The organism is Pseudomonas sp. SP16.1 (assembly GCF_052682975.1).
This window is the reverse complement of record NZ_JBQYFZ010000001.1, coordinates 768183-784437: the sequence shown is the minus strand read 5'-3', so window position 1 is coordinate 784437 and position 16255 is coordinate 768183. Positions and strand designations below refer to the sequence as shown.

14 protein-coding genes and 1 other RNA gene are annotated in these 16255 nt (G+C 67.0%); 6 read left to right on the top strand and 9 right to left on the bottom strand.

Going from position 1 to position 16255, the window contains the following annotated elements; translation table 11 throughout:
• Window positions 1–51 precede the first annotated feature (51 nt).
• A complete protein-coding gene (locus ACUTAF_RS03970; protein ID WP_074675630.1) occupies window positions 52–279 on the top strand; it encodes a PA4570 family protein in 228 nt (75 codons plus the stop codon).
• Between the two features lie 106 nt (window positions 280–385).
• On the opposite strand, the gene ACUTAF_RS03965 is transcribed toward ACUTAF_RS03970, so the two are convergent.
• The 7 genes from ACUTAF_RS03965 to ACUTAF_RS03935 form a co-directional block, all read right to left on the bottom strand.
• Entirely contained in the window at window positions 386–1015 is a 630-nt protein-coding gene (locus ACUTAF_RS03965; protein WP_445578753.1) for an FKBP-type peptidyl-prolyl cis-trans isomerase, read from the bottom strand.
• Window positions 1016–1077: 62 nt separating this feature from the next.
• Window positions 1078–1224: a DUF2256 domain-containing protein gene (locus ACUTAF_RS03960; protein WP_445578752.1), complete on the bottom strand. Its 147-nt coding sequence runs from the start codon at window positions 1222–1224 to the stop codon at window positions 1078–1080.
• Window positions 1221–2756 carry a cryptochrome/photolyase family protein gene (locus ACUTAF_RS03955; RefSeq protein ID WP_445578751.1) on the bottom strand — a complete coding sequence of 512 codons (1536 nt, stop codon included), beginning with the start codon at window positions 2754–2756 and terminating at the stop codon, window positions 1221–1223. The genes ACUTAF_RS03960 and ACUTAF_RS03955 overlap by 4 nt, the downstream gene beginning before the upstream one ends.
• Window positions 2757–2766: 10 nt before the next feature.
• Window positions 2767–3072 (bottom strand): DUF6482 family protein, encoded by a 306-nt coding sequence (locus ACUTAF_RS03950; RefSeq protein WP_445578750.1) that lies wholly within the window; start codon window positions 3070–3072, stop codon window positions 2767–2769.
• Between the two features lie 145 nt (window positions 3073–3217).
• Window positions 3218–3706, bottom strand: a complete 489-nt coding sequence (locus ACUTAF_RS03945; RefSeq protein ID WP_445578749.1) for a TIGR00645 family protein — start codon at window positions 3704–3706, stop codon at window positions 3218–3220.
• Between the two features lie 172 nt (window positions 3707–3878).
• Window positions 3879–4220, bottom strand: coding sequence for a PA4575 family protein (locus tag ACUTAF_RS03940; protein WP_445578748.1), 342 nt, complete (start codon window positions 4218–4220; stop codon window positions 3879–3881).
• 164 nt (window positions 4221–4384) lie between these two features.
• On the bottom strand, window positions 4385–6868 hold the full coding sequence (locus ACUTAF_RS03935) for a Lon protease family protein (RefSeq protein WP_445578747.1): 2484 nt from the start codon (window positions 6866–6868) through the stop codon (window positions 4385–4387).
• 318 nt (window positions 6869–7186) lie between these two features.
• Between ACUTAF_RS03935 and ACUTAF_RS03930 the strand changes: the two genes are divergently transcribed.
• A complete protein-coding gene (locus ACUTAF_RS03930) occupies window positions 7187–8827 on the top strand; it encodes a cation:proton antiporter (protein ID WP_445578746.1) in 1641 nt (546 codons plus the stop codon).
• Here ACUTAF_RS03930 and ACUTAF_RS03925 read toward each other — a convergent pair.
• Complete coding sequence (locus tag ACUTAF_RS03925; protein WP_445578745.1) at window positions 8820–9131, bottom strand: TraR/DksA family transcriptional regulator; 312 nt, start codon at window positions 9129–9131, stop codon at window positions 8820–8822. The two genes, ACUTAF_RS03930 and ACUTAF_RS03925, sit on opposite strands and share 8 nt — an antisense overlap.
• A 166-nt stretch (window positions 9132–9297) precedes the next feature.
• On the opposite strand from ACUTAF_RS03925, the gene ACUTAF_RS03920 reads away from it, so the two are divergent.
• The 3 genes from ACUTAF_RS03920 to ACUTAF_RS03910 all read left to right on the top strand — a co-directional run bounded on the left by ACUTAF_RS03920 (window position 9298) and on the right by ACUTAF_RS03910 (window position 12814).
• A complete protein-coding gene (locus ACUTAF_RS03920) occupies window positions 9298–11133 on the top strand; it encodes an Lnb N-terminal periplasmic domain-containing protein (protein ID WP_445578744.1) in 1836 nt (611 codons plus the stop codon).
• A 49-nt stretch (window positions 11134–11182) separates the two neighbouring features.
• Window positions 11183–12403 (top strand): RtcB family protein, encoded by a 1221-nt coding sequence (locus tag ACUTAF_RS03915; protein WP_445578743.1) that lies wholly within the window; start codon window positions 11183–11185, stop codon window positions 12401–12403.
• Window positions 12404–12568: 165 nt separating this feature from the next.
• Window positions 12569–12814: a hypothetical protein gene (locus ACUTAF_RS03910; RefSeq protein ID WP_445578742.1), complete on the top strand. Its 246-nt coding sequence runs from the start codon at window positions 12569–12571 to the stop codon at window positions 12812–12814.
• Between the two features lie 12 nt (window positions 12815–12826).
• Here ACUTAF_RS03910 and ACUTAF_RS03905 read toward each other — a convergent pair whose 3' ends face one another.
• On the bottom strand, window positions 12827–15742 hold the full coding sequence (locus ACUTAF_RS03905; RefSeq protein WP_445578741.1) for a hybrid sensor histidine kinase/response regulator: 2916 nt from the start codon (window positions 15740–15742) through the stop codon (window positions 12827–12829).
• A gap of 131 nt (window positions 15743–15873) precedes the next feature.
• On the opposite strand from ACUTAF_RS03905, the gene ssrA reads away from it, so the two are divergent.
• Window positions 15874–16230: a transfer-messenger RNA gene (gene ssrA, locus ACUTAF_RS03900) on the top strand.
• Window positions 16231–16255 lie beyond the last annotated feature (25 nt).

Below are 16255 nucleotides of genomic sequence, written 5' to 3'. Positions count from 1 at the left end.
TATGTAATAGGAATTATTCTCAGTTACATAAAGACGGCCAAGGAGACTGCCATGACCTACCTGATCGATGCCTGGCTGGACCGCCCGCATCCCTACCTGCGCATCCTCAACCGCGAAACCGGCGAGGTCTGCGCCATGCTGGAAGAAGAGGCGCTGGACGAACTGCGCGACCAGGGCGATCTGGACCTGCACGAGCTCAGCTCCAGCGAGCCCATAGTGCTCAAGGAGCTGGTGCGCAGCCTGTTCCTCTACTGCTACGCGCGGGCCTTGCGGCCCTGAAATGCAAACGGGGCGCCCTGTTTCCAGGGCGCCCCGCTTCGTTGGACTTTCTCGCGGTCATGCAGGGTGCGCCATGCGCACCGCAGCGACAGCCTGTGTCCAAGGCTTACAGGATGTCGAGCAGCTCGACATCGAACACCAGCACGCTGTGCGGCGGGATGCTGCCGACGCCCTGGGCGCCGTAGGCCAGCTCGCTCGGCACGTGCAGGCGCCACTTGCTGCCGGTGCCCATCAGTTGCAGCGCCTCGACCCAACCCGGGATCACGCCGCCAACCGGGAATTCCGCCGGCTGGCCGCGCTCGTAGGAGCTGTCGAACACAGTGCCGTCGATCAGAGTGCCGTGGTAGTGGGTACGCACCTGGTCGTCGGCCGACGGCTTGGCGCCCTCGCCCGCCACCAGCACTTCGTACTGCAGGCCGGAGGCCAGCACGGTCACGCCCTCGCGCTTGGCGTTCTCGGCCAGGTAGTTGCGGCCTTCGCCGGCAGCAGCTTCGGCCTTGGCGGCGGCTTCGGCCTGCATGACTTCGCGAATCACCTTGAAGCTGGCCGACAGTTCGGCCTCGGACACGCGGCTGGCCTGGCCGGCGAACGCATCGGTCAGGCCGGCGAGGATGGCCTGCAGGTCGACGCCGGGCGGCGGGTTGTCGCGCAGTTGACCACCGAGCTGGCGGCCGATGCCGTAGCTGACGCGGCCCTCGTCGGAGGACAGATCGGGGCTGAAGGTGAATTCGGACATGAAAGGCTCCGCTTGGGGCTGCAAAAAGGCCGGCCAGACTAGCACAGAAGCGCGGCCCGTCGTCACGCACCCGCGCTGGCGTGACGGCGGCGTCGGCAGCGCTCGGAGCAGTAGCGCACCTCGTCCCAGCAGCGCGCCCATTTCTTGCGCCAGGTGAACGGCAGCCCGCAGACCGCGCAGCTTTTCACCGGCAGCTGGCGCTTGTTCACAGCATCTCCCCGGCATCCAGGCAGGCCAGCAGGCGTTCGCCCCAGTCCCACAGCGCCTGCTGCCTGGCCTCGTCCATGCGCGCCAGGTTGCGATAGACCATGCCCAGGCGCGGGTTGCGCTCGAGCGCTTCGCGGTGACGCATGAGGAAGTGCCAGTACAGCGCGTTGAACGGACAGGCCGACTCGCCGCTGCTCTCGCTCACCTTGTAGGCGCAGCCGCTGCAGTAGTCGGACATGCGCTTGATGTACTGGCCGCTGGCGCAGTAGGGCTTGGAACCCAGGTAGCCGCCGTCGGCGTGCATCACCATGCCCAGGGTGTTGGGCAGCTCGACCCAGTCGAAGGCATCCATGTACACCGCCAGGTACCAATCGCAGATCTGCTTGGGCGCGATGCCGGCGAGCAGGGCGAAGTTGCCGGTGACCATCAGCCGCTGGATATGGTGGGCGTAGGCGTGCTCCAGGGTCTGGCCGATGGCCTGGCGCAGGCAGTTCATGCGAGTGTTGCCGGTCCAGTAGAACGCAGGCAGCGCGCGCGTGTTGCCGAAGGCGTTGCCCTCGGCGTACTCGGGCATCTGCAGCCAATAGATGCCGCGCACGTACTTGCGCCAGCCGATCAGTTGGCGGATAAAGCCCTCCGCCGCATTCAGCGGCACGCGCCCGGCCCAATAGGCGGCCTCGACGTCGGCGCACAGGCGGCGCAGGTCGAGCAGGCCGATGTTCAGCGCGGCGCTGATGCGCGCGTGAAACAGGTAGGGCTCGCCGCTGGCCATGGCGTCCTGGTAGTCGCCGAAATCCGCCAGGCCGTGGGCGAGGAAATGCGCCCAGAGCCGCTCGGCCTCGGCGTGGGTCACCGGGTAGTCGAAGGCCGCCAGGCTGCCGTAATGGTGGGAAAAGCGCGCGGCCACCAGCGCCAGCACCTCGCCAGTGATCGCGTCGGGCGCGCTGCGCAGCGGCTGCGGCGGGCGCACGCCGCGCGGCAGGGCCTTGCGGTTGTCGGCGTCGAAGTTCCAGGCGCCGCCCACCGGCGTGCCGTCGCCGTTCATCAGCAGGCCGCTGCGGCGGCGCATCTCGCGGTAGAAGTACTCCATGCGCAGCTGCTTGCGCCCGCCGGCCCAGGCGGCGAACGCCTCGCGGTTGCAAAGAAAGCGCAGGTCGACATGCCAGTGGATCGGCACACCGCAGTGGCGCAGGGCCTGCTCCAGACGCCAGTCGCCGCACTCGGTCAGATGCACCTCTGCGGGGCTCAGGCGTTGCGTCCAGCGCACCAGCTCGCCAGGCAGCGAGCCGCTGTTGTCGGCATCGTCCAGACCCACGTACTGCACGCGCAGGCCTCGTTCACGCAGCGCCACGGCGAAGTGGCGCATGGCGCTGAATATCAGGGCGATCTTCTTCGGGTGATGGGGCACATGGCTGGCCTCCTCCATCACTTCGGCCAGCAACACGATGTCCTGCACCGGGTCGAGCCCCTGCAGGCTGGCCAGATCGAAACTGAGCTGGTCGCCGAGTACCAGCGCCAGGCGCCGCGCCCTCACCCTCACCCCATCACCAGCCGGAACGCAAGGAAATCGGCACCTTCAGGCAGTCCTGGCTGCCGGCCGGCATGCCGCACATCTCGTCGTGCACCACGGCATGCACCAGGTTGAATGGCACCTTCGGCAGCTCGTGCAGCAGATCGCGCGCATGTTCCACCGAACGCAGGTGCAGGGTGGCGCCCCGGCTGTCGCTGAGCGGGTGGGCACGGCCGTCCATCTGCGCCTCGAGCAGATAGATGCCGCCCTCCATGGAGATCAGGTTGAGCTCGTCGATATGCCCGGCATGGGCATGGTTGGACAGGTCATGCAGGTTCATGGGGCTCTCCTCGCGAGGGAAAAGCTATACAAAACCAACTACATTTACAATTTTTGTACAGGAAAATAAAAACACAAGGCAGAAAGCAAACCGCCCGTCCGTTTTGCAACGGCCGGGCGGCGGCAATGGCTGGAGTGGTTCGGTATCAATGCTTGGTCAGCTTGTCCAGATAGCCCATGGCGAAGGCCGAAGCGACGAAGGTCATGTGGATGATCACGTACCACTTCAGGTGCTCAGGCTGAATATTCTGCGCATCCATGAAGATCTTCAGCAGGTGGATGGAGGAGATAGCCACGATGGAAGCCGCCACCTTCATCTTCAGCGAGCCGGAGTCCATCTTGCCCAGCCAGTTGAGCTTCTCCTTGCTGTCGTCGATATCCAGCTGCGAGACGAAGTTCTCGTAGCCGGAGATCATCACCATCACCAGTAGGCCGCCGACCAGGGCCATGTCGATCAGCGACAGCAACACCAGGATCAGATCGGCCTCGGCCTTCTCGAACACGTGCGGCAGAATGTGGAAGATTTCCTGGAAGAATTTCAGCGCCAGTGCCAGCAGCGCCAGGGAAAGACCGAAGTAGATCGGCGCCAGCAGCCAGCGCGAGGCATACATGGCGTTCTCGATAAAGCGTTCCATAGGGGCTCACAGAAGGGACCAAAACCGGCCGCGAGTATACCCAGCCACCCGCGCCAGACAAAGGCCACGCGGTTATCCACGGCTTCTGTGGATAAGCCTGTGAACAGCGGCGCCGACGCGGCGCTCTCGGGGCCGTGGGCGGCGCTGTACAAAAGCTGCCCAGCGCTGACCGTCAGGTTTCCGGCTGGAACTGATACTGCCCCGGCAGTCGCCCGCGCTCACCATTCACGCGGCGCAGTTCGGCCTGCAGATGCAGGCGCCAGATGGGGGGTTCATGACATTCGCCATAGCCTTGCAGAGCCAGGCTCTCGGCGATTGCGGCGAGTACTCCTTCGGCGACGAAAGGCCCATAGAACGGGCCTTGTGCCTTGATCGCCGAGGGTTGCGCGCCGGACATGCCGGCGGCGCAGAGCAGCGTCCAAAGGCCGTTGCTTCCTGCCAGCGGCCGGATCTCGCATTCGATGCGGGTGATCAGGCCCAGGCATTGGCGGGTAAGGCAGAGACTACGCGGCATGGTGGCGACCCTCGCGGAATCCAGGCTTCAGCCTACACCCCGAGCGGACGCACTGGGAAGCCAAAGTTATCCCCGCATTCTGTGGATAACCCTGTGCATGAGAAGTGAGCAACGACACCGGCACGGCTGCCCCGGGCGACCCGGGACAATCGTGCAAGTTCTGATCAGCTATCGGCGCCGTCGCCCTTCTTGCGCCGCGGTGCCTTGGCCGGCTTGGCCGCGCGGCTCTCGACCTCGGCTTTGGCCTTGGCCGCCTCGGCGTGCTTGCCGTCCTCCTCCAGGTCGATCTCGGCGATTTCGCGCAGACGCTCGACCACCCGCGCATTGACGCTGCCCCTGGGGAAGCGGCCCTGCTCGTCGGGGTGGCCGGCCGCCTCGCCGACCAGCAGGCTCAGCGCCTCGTCGACGTGACGCACAGCGTAGACGTTGAACTGGCCGGCGCGCACCGCCTGCAGCACCCGGTCGTCGAGCATCAGGTTGCTGACGTTGGAGTGCGGGATGATCACCCCCTGCTCGCCGGTCAGGCCGCGCGCCTCGCACAGGCGGAAGAAGCCCTCGATCTTCTCGTTGACCCCGCCGACCGCCTGCACCTCGCCGAACTGGTTGATCGAGCCGGTGATGGCGAAGCACTGCTTGAGCGGCGTGCGCGACAGCGCCGAGATCAGCGTGCAGACCTCGCCGAGCGAGGCGCTGTCGCCGTCGACGTAGCCGTAGGACTGCTCCAGGGCGATGCTGGCGGAAATCTCCAGGGGAAATTCCTGGGCGTAGCGGCTGCCGAGGAAGCCGGTGAGGATCATCACCCCCTTGGAGTGGATCGGCTGGCCGAGGTTGACCTCGCGCTCGATGTCGACGATGCCGCTGCCGCCCGGGTAGACGGTGGCGGATATCCGCGCGGGCACGCCGAAGGCCGAGTCGCCGACCTCCAGCACGGTCAGGCCGTTGCACTTGCCGATGGCTGCGCCAGCGGTGTCGATCAGGATGATGCCGGCCAGCATGTCGTCGATGATCCGCGCCGATACGCGGCCGGTGCGGGTGGCCTTGGCCTTGAGCGCACGCTCGATATGGCCGACGTCGGTGATGCTCTCGCCGGCCAGGTGGCGGATGAAATCGGCCTCGCTGACCAGCTGGAACAGGTCGCCGATGCGCGCCGACAGGCGCCCCTGGTGCTCGGCCAGGCGCGCGCTGTAGGTGGCCAGGCGCGCCACCGCGGCACCGGTCAGAGGCGCCATGCCCTCCTCCGAGGTGCGCGTCTTCATCAGCTGGGCGAACTGCTCGAGGCTGTCTTCCGCCAGCGGGATGTCCTCGTCGAAGTCGACCAGCACGCGGAACATCTCCTGGAAGTCCGGATCGGCGTCCTGCAGCGCGTAGTAGAGCTGGCGCGAGCCGATGATGATGACCTTCAGCTGCAGCGCGATGACCTGCGGATTGAGGGTCACGGTGGCTATGCGGCCGAGATCGCCCAGCGGCGACTCCATCTTCAGCTGGCGCGAATGCAGGGCGCGCTTGAGCGCCTCCCAGACGAAGGGCTCGCTCAGCAGTTTTTCCGCCTCCACCACCAGGTAGCCGCCGTTGGCGCGGTGCAGCGCGCCGGGACGCAGCTGGCGGTAGCTGGTGTACAACGCGCCCTGGTCGGAGCTGTATTCGATGCGGCCGAACAGGTTGTCGTAGGTCGGGTGCGACTCGAACACCACCGGCGCCCCACCGTGGGCGTGGTGGCCGACCACCAGGCTCGGGCAATACTGCTCTTCCAGCAGCTTGCGCAGCTGCGGGTCGGCCTTGTCGACATCCACCAGCTGCTCGACCGCGGTCTTCAGCAGGTTGACCTGCATGGCCTGCAGGTAGGCGCAAACCCCGGCGTTCTCCGCGTATTTCTCCGACAGTGGCGCCAGCAGCGGCTGCAGGGCAACGGTGATGGTCTCCTCATTGAGCTGACGCAGCAGGTTGCTCGACTCGCGCTTCCACTGCGGCAGGCTGGCCAACTCTTCGTTGAGGCGCTCCTCGAGCAGGGCGATGTCGGCGTGGAAGCGCTCGCGCTCGGCGTCCGGCAGCTGGGCGAACTCGGCCTCGTCCAGCGCCTTGCCCTCGAACATGGGGGTGAAGGCGATGTTGCTGCTGTCGCGGTACAGGGCCACGCCCTTCTCCAGCGACAGCTTCTCGATCACGTCCAGCGCCTGGTCATAGCGCTTGTTGAACGCGCGGTCGATGGCGCTCTTCTTCTGCTGGTAGGTCGGCGTCTCGAACACCGCCGGGAAGGTCGCCAGCAGGTTGTCGATCAGCTGGTTGATGTCACTGATGAAGGCGCTCGCGGTGCCGGCCGGCAGCTCCAGCGCACGCGGCTCGCGCGGCTCGTCGAAATGATTGACGTAGACCCGGTCGGCCGGGGTCTCCATGCGCTTGGCCTCGGCCTTGAGGTAACGCTGCACGAAGGAGAAGCGCCCGGTGCCCGGCTCGCCCATGACGAACACGTTGTAGCCGGGACGTGGCATGGCCACGCCGAACTGCAGGGCCTCCACCGCGCGGGCCTGGCCGAGCACGCCGCGGAAGGGTTCGAGGTCGTCGGTGCTGGTGAAGTTGAACTGCTCGGGGGCGAAGGGGCTGGTCAGGGCATCGGGCGCTAGCCGCAGGCTGGCAGCAACGGAGTCGGGCATCGTAAATCCTTAGGCGGGAAGGCAAAGGCCTGGGGGAAATCATGGCCCGATCCGCGGCCCCGGACAAGCGCTAAGAACCGGCGGGAATGGGCGGACGGATCGGCAGGAGCATCGCAGCAACCGCCCCCCGAGGCGAAACCGTTGCGACCGTCCGGGCCAGCCATTGGCCGCAGTAAGCGACTCCCACCGCAGTGGCGGCCTGCTACCTTGGCCCGACTCGCTGGATAAAAGCCGCCACTTCAATAAGCTTGATCCAGAACAGCCTGCCCGGCCCGATGCCGATTAAAGTATCGCGCCCCCAGCCACCGGACGTCCCGCATGAGTCTTTTTCAGGAAATCGCCGCCCTGCTCGCGCTCTCCGCGCTGTTCGGGGCGCTGGCGGTGAGGCTGCGCCAGCCGTTGATCATCGCCTATATCCTGGTCGGCATCGTCGCCGGCCCCGCGGCGATGAACCTGTCCGGCGATCACGCCTCGCTCGGCCTGCTGGCCGAGATCGGCATTACCGTGCTGCTGTTCGTGGTGGGCCTGAAACTGGACATGCGCCTGGTGCGCACCCTCGGCCCGGTAGCGCTGGCCACCGGTCTGGGGCAGCTGACCTTCACCATCCTGTTCGGCCTGCTGCTGTGCCGCCTGCTTGGCCTGGACTGGTTGACCGCGTCCTACGTGGCGGTGGCTCTGACCTTCTCCAGCACCATCATCATCGTCAAGCTGCTGTCGGACAAAGGCGAGATCGATTCGCTGCACGGGCGCATCGCCATGGGCTTTCTGATCGTGCAGGACATCGCCGTGGTGCTGGCCATGCTGGCGATCAACCTGTACCAGCCGGCGGCTGGCGCCCACCAGGGACTGTCGCCGCTGGCGCTGCTCAGCGTGCTGCTCGGCAGCCTGGTAGTGCTCTATCTGCTGATACGCTACGCCCTGCCGCGCCTGATCGCGCCCATGGCGCGCTCGCCGGAACTGCTGATGCTGGTGGCCGTCGCCTGGGGCACGCTGCTGGCCGGCGGTGCCGAGGCGCTGGGCCTGTCCAAGGAGATCGGCGCCTTCGTCGCCGGCTTCTGCCTGGCCTCGACGCCGCTGCGCGAGGCCATCGCCAGCCGCCTGACCAGCCTGCGCGACTTTCTCCTGCTGTTCTTCTTCCTGCACCTGGGCATCCAGCTCGACTTCAGCCATTTCCACAACCAGCTCGGCAGCGCGCTGCTGCTGTCGCTGTTCGTGCTGGTCGGCAACCCGCTGATCGTCATGGCCATCATGGGTGCGATGGGCTACCGCAAGCGCACCGGCTTCATGGCCGGGTTGACCGTGGCGCAGATCAGCGAGTTCTCCATCATCTTCGTCGCCATGGGCATCGGCCTCGGCCATGTCGGCGGCGAAGCCCTGGGCCTGACCACCCTGGTGGGGGTGGTCACCATCACCCTGTCCACCTACATGATTCTTTACTCGCAGCCGCTGTTCGAACGCCTCTCGCCCTGGCTTGGGCTGTTCGAACGCCGCGTGGCGCATCGGGAAAACGCCGCCGACAGCGACGTCGACCGCCAGCAGCCGGAGGTGATCGTCTATGGCCTGGGCCGCTACGGCCGCCAGCTGGCGCACCGCCTGGAAGACGCCGGGCTGCGCGTGCTTGGCGTCGACTTCGACCCCGAGGCCCTGGCCAGCGCCCGCCTCGGCGGCCTGAGGGTGTGCTACGGCGACGCCGAGGACCTCGATTTCGTCGCCCATCTGCCGCTGCAGCGGGCACGCGCGCTGGTCAGCACCATTCCCCAGCGCGAGGTCAATGCCATCCTCCTGCGCGCCGCCCGCAGTACCGGCTTTCGTGGCCAGGTCACCCTCAGCGCCTTTCGCGAGGGCGATCTGGAAGCCTTCACCCGCGCCGGCGCGGCCAGCGTGCTGCAGCCTTATATCGACGCCGCCGATTCGGCCGCACGCCGCCTGCTGGAAGAGGTCGGTCAGCCGCTCAATTGAGGGTCGCGCAGCGCAGGCAGTATTCCGCCGCCGGCATGGCGTTGAGACGTGCCTCGCTGATCGGCTCGGCGCATTTCAGGCACAGCCCATAATTGCCATCGGCCAGGCGTTGCAGGGCGCGATTGACCAGATCCAAGCCCAACTCGGCCTCGGCCTGCAGCGCTTCGAGCACCTCGTCATTCTGCCGCTGCTGCGCCTGTTCGGCGAAGTCCGCTGAATGACCGCGCCCCAGATCCCGCCGGATAGCCTCCGCGCGGCCACGATACTCACGCTGCAAGGCTAGCAAGGCATCACGCCGGTTCATGACCAGTCTCCTTTGATTGACTGCCAGCTATCAGTTTGATGCGAATCGCATGAGCCGGGACTGACGCCGATCATGACTTGCGCGAAATACTGTCCTCTGCTGCCTTGACACCCGCCACGCGCCTGACCAAAGCTCGGCCAACGCCATCGCCGGACAACCTGCGACCTTGAAACGGATATTCGCCGCCCTCGCCCTGTGCTCCGCCCCCCTCCTTGCTGCCGCTTCGCCGCTGCCGCTCGCCGAAGATCCCTACTGGATCGCGCTCGGTCACTACGAAACCGGCAAGCTCGGCGGCTGGCGCAGCTATGTCGATGACGACGAGTTCTTTCTCGCCGAGGACGGCGCCCACGACCCGGCCGCGGAGCTGGCCGCCACGCTGGAGGCGCTTTACCAGCCCGCCGAGCTGGGCGACCGCCACCCGCAGTGCATCTACCCCGCGCGCAGCCGCTGGCTCAGGGAACGCCTGGCGCTGGACGACCTGCCCGACCCGGACTGCGCCGAGTTCCGCGCCTGGTTCGCCGACGTCAATCCGCACAGCACGGTGCTGGTGTTCCCCGCCGCCTACCTCAACAGCCCCTCGTCGATGTTCGGCCACACCCTGCTGCGTATCGACCAGGCCGATATCGACAGCCACAACACCGCGCTGCTCAGCTACGCGCTGAACTTCGGCGCCTTCATCGAGGGCGACGACAACAGCATCCTCTATGCCTGGCGCGGGCTGATGGGCGGCTATCCCGGCCTGTTCGCCCTGGTGCCCTACCGCGAGAAGCTCAGCGAGTACAACCGCCTGGAGAACCGCGACCTGTGGGAATACCGCCTCAACCTCACGCCCGAAGAGACCGGGCGCATGGTCGAGCACGTCTGGGAACTCAAGCAGATACGCTTCGACTATTTCTTCTTCGACGAGAACTGCTCCTACCGCCTGCTCGAACTGCTGGAAATCGCCCGCCCCGGCATCGAGCTGACCGAGCACTTCCCGATCACCGCCATCCCCACCGACACCGTGCGCGCGGTCAAGGACGCCGGCTTGATCGAACGCATCGACTACCGCCCCTCGCGCGAGCGCGAACTGCTGGGTCGCGCCGAGCCGCTGGGCGCGGCGGAAAAGGACTGGGTGCTAAGCCTGGCCGGCGACTCTGCGCGGCTCGAGACGGCGCAGTTCCAGACGCTGCCGGCCGAGCGTCGTGCACTGATCCAGGACGCCGCCTTCCGCCTGGTGCGCTACCGCGCCAGCGGCGAGGCGCGTACCGGCGAGACCGCCCAGCGCAGCTTCCAGCTGCTCGGCGCGGTCAACCGCAACCCGCCACCACCGCTGGCGCTGGACCGTCCGCTGCTGCCCGAGGAGGGTCACCAGTCGCGCACCTGGCAGCTGGCCGGCGGCAGCCGCGCGGATCGTGCCTTCGCCGAGTACGGCCTGCGCATGGCCTATCACGACCTGAACGACAACCAGGACGGCTTCCCGCTCGGCGCGCAGATCGAGATCGCCCAGCTCAAGCTGCGCCAGTACGAGGGCAACCACTGGCAAGTGCAGCGCCTGGACCTGGCCAACATCCGCTCGCTGACCCCGCGCGACGCCCTGCTCCAGCCCTGGTCCTGGCAGGTCGGCGGCGGCCTGGAACGGGTGCCCGGCGAGGACGGCGACGCGCCGCTGGTGGGTCATATCAGCGGCGGAGCCGGCGCCACCTGGCAACTGGGCGAGGACGCCCTGGGCTTCGCCCTGGCCACCGCGCGCCTGGAGCACAACCGCGACTTCGCCGCCTTCGTCGCCCCGGCGCTGGGCTTCAACGCCGGCCTGCTGTGGCGCAACGCGCTGGGCAACCTGAGCCTGGAGGCGGCCGGCGACTACTTCCACAACGGCGAAGTGCGCCGCCGCCTGTCGCTGAACCAGCAATGGGAAGTGCGCACCGACCTCGGCCTGCGCCTGAGCGCCCAGCGCGAGTTCAGCCAGCTCGCCGCGCCGGTCAACGAGCTGAAGCTGGAGCTGCGCTGGTATCACTATTGAGCACCAATGGGCGCACAATGTGCCGGTGGCAACGGACAGGAACAGGCTCATGCACGACCACGGCCCGCAACTGCTGGACGTTTCCGGCGGCAAGCCGATCAAACTCTGGACCCGCGGCGTGCCGGTGGAGGACGCCGCACGTCGGCAACTGCTCAATACTGCGCGGATGCCCTTCATCTTCAAGCATCTGGCGGTGATGCCGGACGTGCACCTGGGCAAGGGTTCGACCATCGGCAGCGTGATTCCCACGCTCGGCGCCATCATCCCGGCCGCGGTCGGCGTGGACATCGGCTGCGGCATGGTCGCCGCGCGCACCTCGCTGACGGCCTGCGACCTGCCGGACGACCTGCACCGCCTGCGCAGCGCCATCGAGCGCGCGGTGCCGCACGGCAAGAGCTTCGGCAAGCGCGACCGCGGCGCCTGGGACCAGGTGCCAGCCGCCACCGATGCGGCCTGGCGCGCGCTGGCCGGACGCTTCCGCGCGATCTGCGCCAAGCACCCGCGCCTGGAGAAGAGCAACCACCGCGTGCACCTCGGCACCCTCGGCGGCGGCAACCACTTCATCGAGCTCTGCCTGGACGAGGCCGACCGCGTCTGGCTGATGCTGCACAGCGGCTCGCGCGGCGTCGGCAACGCCATCGGCAACCTGTTCATCGAGCTGGCCCAGGCCGACATGCGCCAGCACCTGGCCAACCTGCCGGACAAGGATCTGGCCTACTTCGAGGAAGGCAGCCGCCACTTCGCCGACTACCTCGAGGCGGTCGGCTGGGCCCAGGACTACGCCCGGCAGAACCGCGCGCTGATGCTGCAGGCGGTGATCGCGGCGACCCGCCAGGTGCTCGGCCGGCCGTTCGAGGCACAGCTGGAGGCGGTGGACTGCCATCACAACTACGTGCAGCGCGAGCGCCACTTCGGCCGCGAGGTGCTGGTCACGCGCAAGGGCGCGGTATCGGCGCAGCATGGCCAGCTGGGCATCATTCCCGGCTCCATGGGTACGCGCAGCTACATCGTGCGCGGTCTGGGCAACGCCGAGGCGTTCTGTTCCTGCAGCCACGGCGCCGGTCGGGTGATGAGCCGCAGCCAGGCGAAGCAGCGCTTCGACCTGGCCGACCAGCTGCGCGCCACCGCCCATGTCGAATGCCGCAAGGACAAGGACGTGATCGACGAGATCCCCATGGCCTACAAGGACATCGACGCGGTGATGGCGGCCCAACGCGACCTGGTCGAGGTGGTGCACAGCCTGCGCCAGCTGGTGTGCGTGAAGGGCTGAGTGACAGGGCAGCGCCTGATCCGCGGGCGCCCCGTCGCAGGCAGGGATAGCCCGCGGCATCACGCCGGCCTGGCGCAGTCGTTCCCGGGCGGGTGACCGGCGGCCCTGGCAGGCGGCTGCGGCTTTCTATACTGAAGTTCCCATTCCCGTTTCAGGAGAGCCACCATGCGCCGCCTAACTGCCTTTCTCGCCGCCGCCCTGCTCAGCGCGCCGCTGTGGGCCATGCACTGCCCCGCCGACATGGCGAAGATCGACGCCATGCTGCAAAGCGACCCGCCGGCCGATCCCGCCGTGCTGGCCAAGGTCCAGGAATTGCGCGCCGAGGGCGAAGCCCTGCACAAGGCCGGCAACCACAGCGAATCGGTCAAGGTGCTCGGCGAGGCCCTCGACATGCTTTCGGCCAGCGAGTGACGCCGGCCGCGCTCAATAACCCGTGTAGAGCAGCTCCAGCGCCACCCGCCGCACTTCCTGCAGGTCCACCGGCTTGCTCAGGCAGGCGGACGCCCCGCGCGCCCGGGCCTCGTCGAACAGCGCGGTGTCGGCCACCGCGCTGATCACCACTACCGGCACCTCACGCAGCCGCGGCTCGGCGCGCATGACGTCGAGCACCTCCAGCCCGCTGCCGTCCGGCAGGTCGATATCCAGCAGCAGCAACGCCGGCTCGCCGTCGCGCAACTCCGCCAGCGCGCTCTGCCGGGTGCCCACGCCGCGGACCTCGGCGAATTCGCGCAGCGCCTCCTGGAGAACCTTCAGACAGGCCGGGTGGTCCTCCACGCACAGCACCTGGACCAGGCGCCGCTCGCTCTGCGTCGGCTGCGGCGCCACAGCGGCGTGCGCCTCGTCCGGGCGCGCGGCGCTGGGCAGATCGAGCCAGAAGCGGCTGCCCACGCCCGGCTCGCTGCGCACGCCGATCTCGCCCTCCATCAGGCTGGCCAGCTCGCGACACAGGACCAGGCCGATACCGGTGCCGGGAATGTTCGAACTCTCCCGACCGAGACGCTGGAACGGCTGGAACAGCTGCGCCTGCTGCTCGCGGGAAAGACCCGGGCCGGTGTCGTCGACCCACAGCCGCACGCAGTCGGCACGCACCTCGTAGCCCATGCGAATCAGGCCGTGCGGGCTGTTGTACTTGATCGCGTTCGACAACAGGTTGAGCAATATCTGCCGTACCCGGCGCGGATCGCCCTGGACGAACAGCGGCGGATCGGCGGCCGCCATCACTTGCAGCTGCAGCTGGCGTTGCTGCACTTCCGGTTGCACCAACTCGGCACAACCGGCCAGCAGCGTGCCGATCTCCACCGGCTGCAACTGCAGCTGCTGGCGACGACTCTCGATGCTCGACAGGTCGAGGATGTCGTCGACCAGCGAGGTCAGATGGCGGCTGGCATTGACGATCTCGTGGGCGTAATCGCTCTCCAGGCGGGCGTCGGCCTTGTCCTGCGCCTCCATCTCGATCAGTTGGGCGAAACCGTGGATGGCATTGAGCGGCGTGCGCAGCTCGTGGCTCATGCTCGACAGGAAGCGGCTCTTGGCCTGGCTGGCGGCCAGGGCCTCGAGGCTGGCGTGACGCAATTCCTCCTGCACCTGCTTGAGGCGGGTGATATCGACATGGGTGCCGGCGATGCGCAGCGGCCAGCCGCTCTCATCGCGCTCCAGCACCTTGCCGCGGCTGAGCAGCCAGAGATACTCGCCGCGAAAATCGAGGTAGCGGTACTCCGCATCGAAGTGCTCGTCGCCGCTCTCGGCGAAGTGCTTGCGCAGGTGCCGCAGGCGCTCCAGATCGTCCGGATGCACGCGCTGATTGAACTCGCTCAGGCTCAGATGGCATGCACCCAGGCCGAAACGGCGCACGAAGCGTTCGCTGAGGTCGATGCTCAGGTCGCGGGCGTTGATCTGCCAGAGGCTCTCGGTGGTGCTCTCGAGCACCAGCTCGAGGATGTTCTGCGCCTCCTGGCGCTCCTGCTCGCTGGCCTGCAGCTGCTTGCCGGCCTGCTGCACGGCGTCGGCCAGGCGGCTGACCTCGGTGATGTGGCTGTCCGGCGTGGCCGGGAGGTAGTTGCCCTGGCCCAGGCTGCCGGCCATCTCGACGATGCCGGCGATGGGTTGGGCCAACTGGTCGCTGAGGCGCCGCGAGCGCAGCCACATCCAGGCGAAGAACAGCAGGTAGAAGGCCAGCAGGCCGGCGATCAGCAGGTAGCCGATCTGCAGGTAGCGCTCGGCCAGCTGGTTGGTCTCGTGGAAGATCTGTTCCTCGTCCACCACCAGCAGCAGGCGCCATCCGGTCTGCGGAATCTCGCTCCAGGCCACCAGTTGCTTGCGCCCGCCGAGCAGCACCTCCTGGACGTTGCCGCGGCCCTCGTTCATCGCCTGCAGCAGCGGCGCCATGCCCTCGCGCTTGGCCAGGTTGAAGTCCTCGGGCTTGAGCACCTCGCGGCGCACCGCCTCCTCGTAGGAATAATGGGTCAGCTCGCGCAGGCCGAAATCCAGTTCGCCGGCGGCCGGCAGCGCCATGATGTTGTGGTCGTGGCTGACCAGCATGGCGTAGCCCTGCCAGGGCACGTTGAGCTCGGCGATCTCGCCGAGCACCTGGTCGATGGTGATATCCAGGCCGACCACGCCCTCGAGGAAGTCGCCGCGGTAGACCGGGGCGATCGCCGACATCATCCAGCCGAGGCCGGCGGGATCGAGGTAGACCTCGGTCCACACCACCTTGCGCTCGGGGTTGTGCTTGGCGTCGGCCAGGTAATAGAAGTTGTAGTCCGGGATCACCATGTCATGGGGATACTGCGCCGGCGTATCGAACCAGGGGTAGATGCGGTTGTAGCTGTCCCAGCTATTGAAGTAGAGCGCCGCCACCAGCGGATTGGCCTGCTGGATGGAACGCATCAGCGGGTCGACCTGCGACAGGCGCATGACCTTGGCGCGATCCTGCTGCGCCGGCGGCGTGCTGTTGGCGTAGAACGAGGCCGCGCGGCCATCGTCGCTGCGGGTGTAGAACACCCCCGATTCGGTGCTGGCGTGGCGGCTGCGCTCCAGCTCGTCGGCCTGGAAGCGGGTATCGAGCAGCGCGCGCTGGGTCGCGTCGCGGTACACCTGCACCAGGGACTCGATCGAGCGCAGACGCCCGTCGACGATCTTCCCCTCGCGCAGCGCGGCGCTGGCGAGATCCTTCACCGCAGCCTCCTGCAGGTGGCCGACCTGAGAGTCGCGAATCGCCTGATTGCTGAGCAGGTACACCGCGATCAACACCGACTCCACCAGGATCAGCGGGATCAGCGCGCTCTGCACGAAAGCCCGCCAGATCCACTGGCGCAGGGGGTAGCGGCTAGAGCTCGGCATGACGACTCCTTTCCATGGGGCCCTCGAGAGGGACGCGAGGCGTCATCATAGCGTCCCGCGTTGGAATCCGCAGTCGACGTTGCGGAACCTTTGCCGTACACTCGCGTCCTAGCTGTAACCACGAAGGTTTTGGGGCCGATTAGGATTCGACGCCGGTAACGAAACTTGAGGGGCATGCCGAGTAGGTGACAGTTCTCGTAAATTCGCTGCCACAACTTCATAGTTGCCAACGACGACAACTACGCTCTGGCCGCCTAAGGGCGCCAGCTGACCCTAGGGGATGCCTGTAAACCCGAAGATTTGGTCAGTCATATAGAACAGGATCGCCGCCAAGTTCGCTGTAGACGTAACGGCTAAAACTCATACAGCTCGCTCCAAGCACCCTGCCACTCGGGCGGCGCGGAGTTAACTCAGTAGAGATGGCTAAGCATGTAGAACCAATAGCGGAGAGCTGGCGGACGGGGGTTCAAATCCCCCCGGCTCCACCAACAACTGCACAGAGCCCCGTATTCC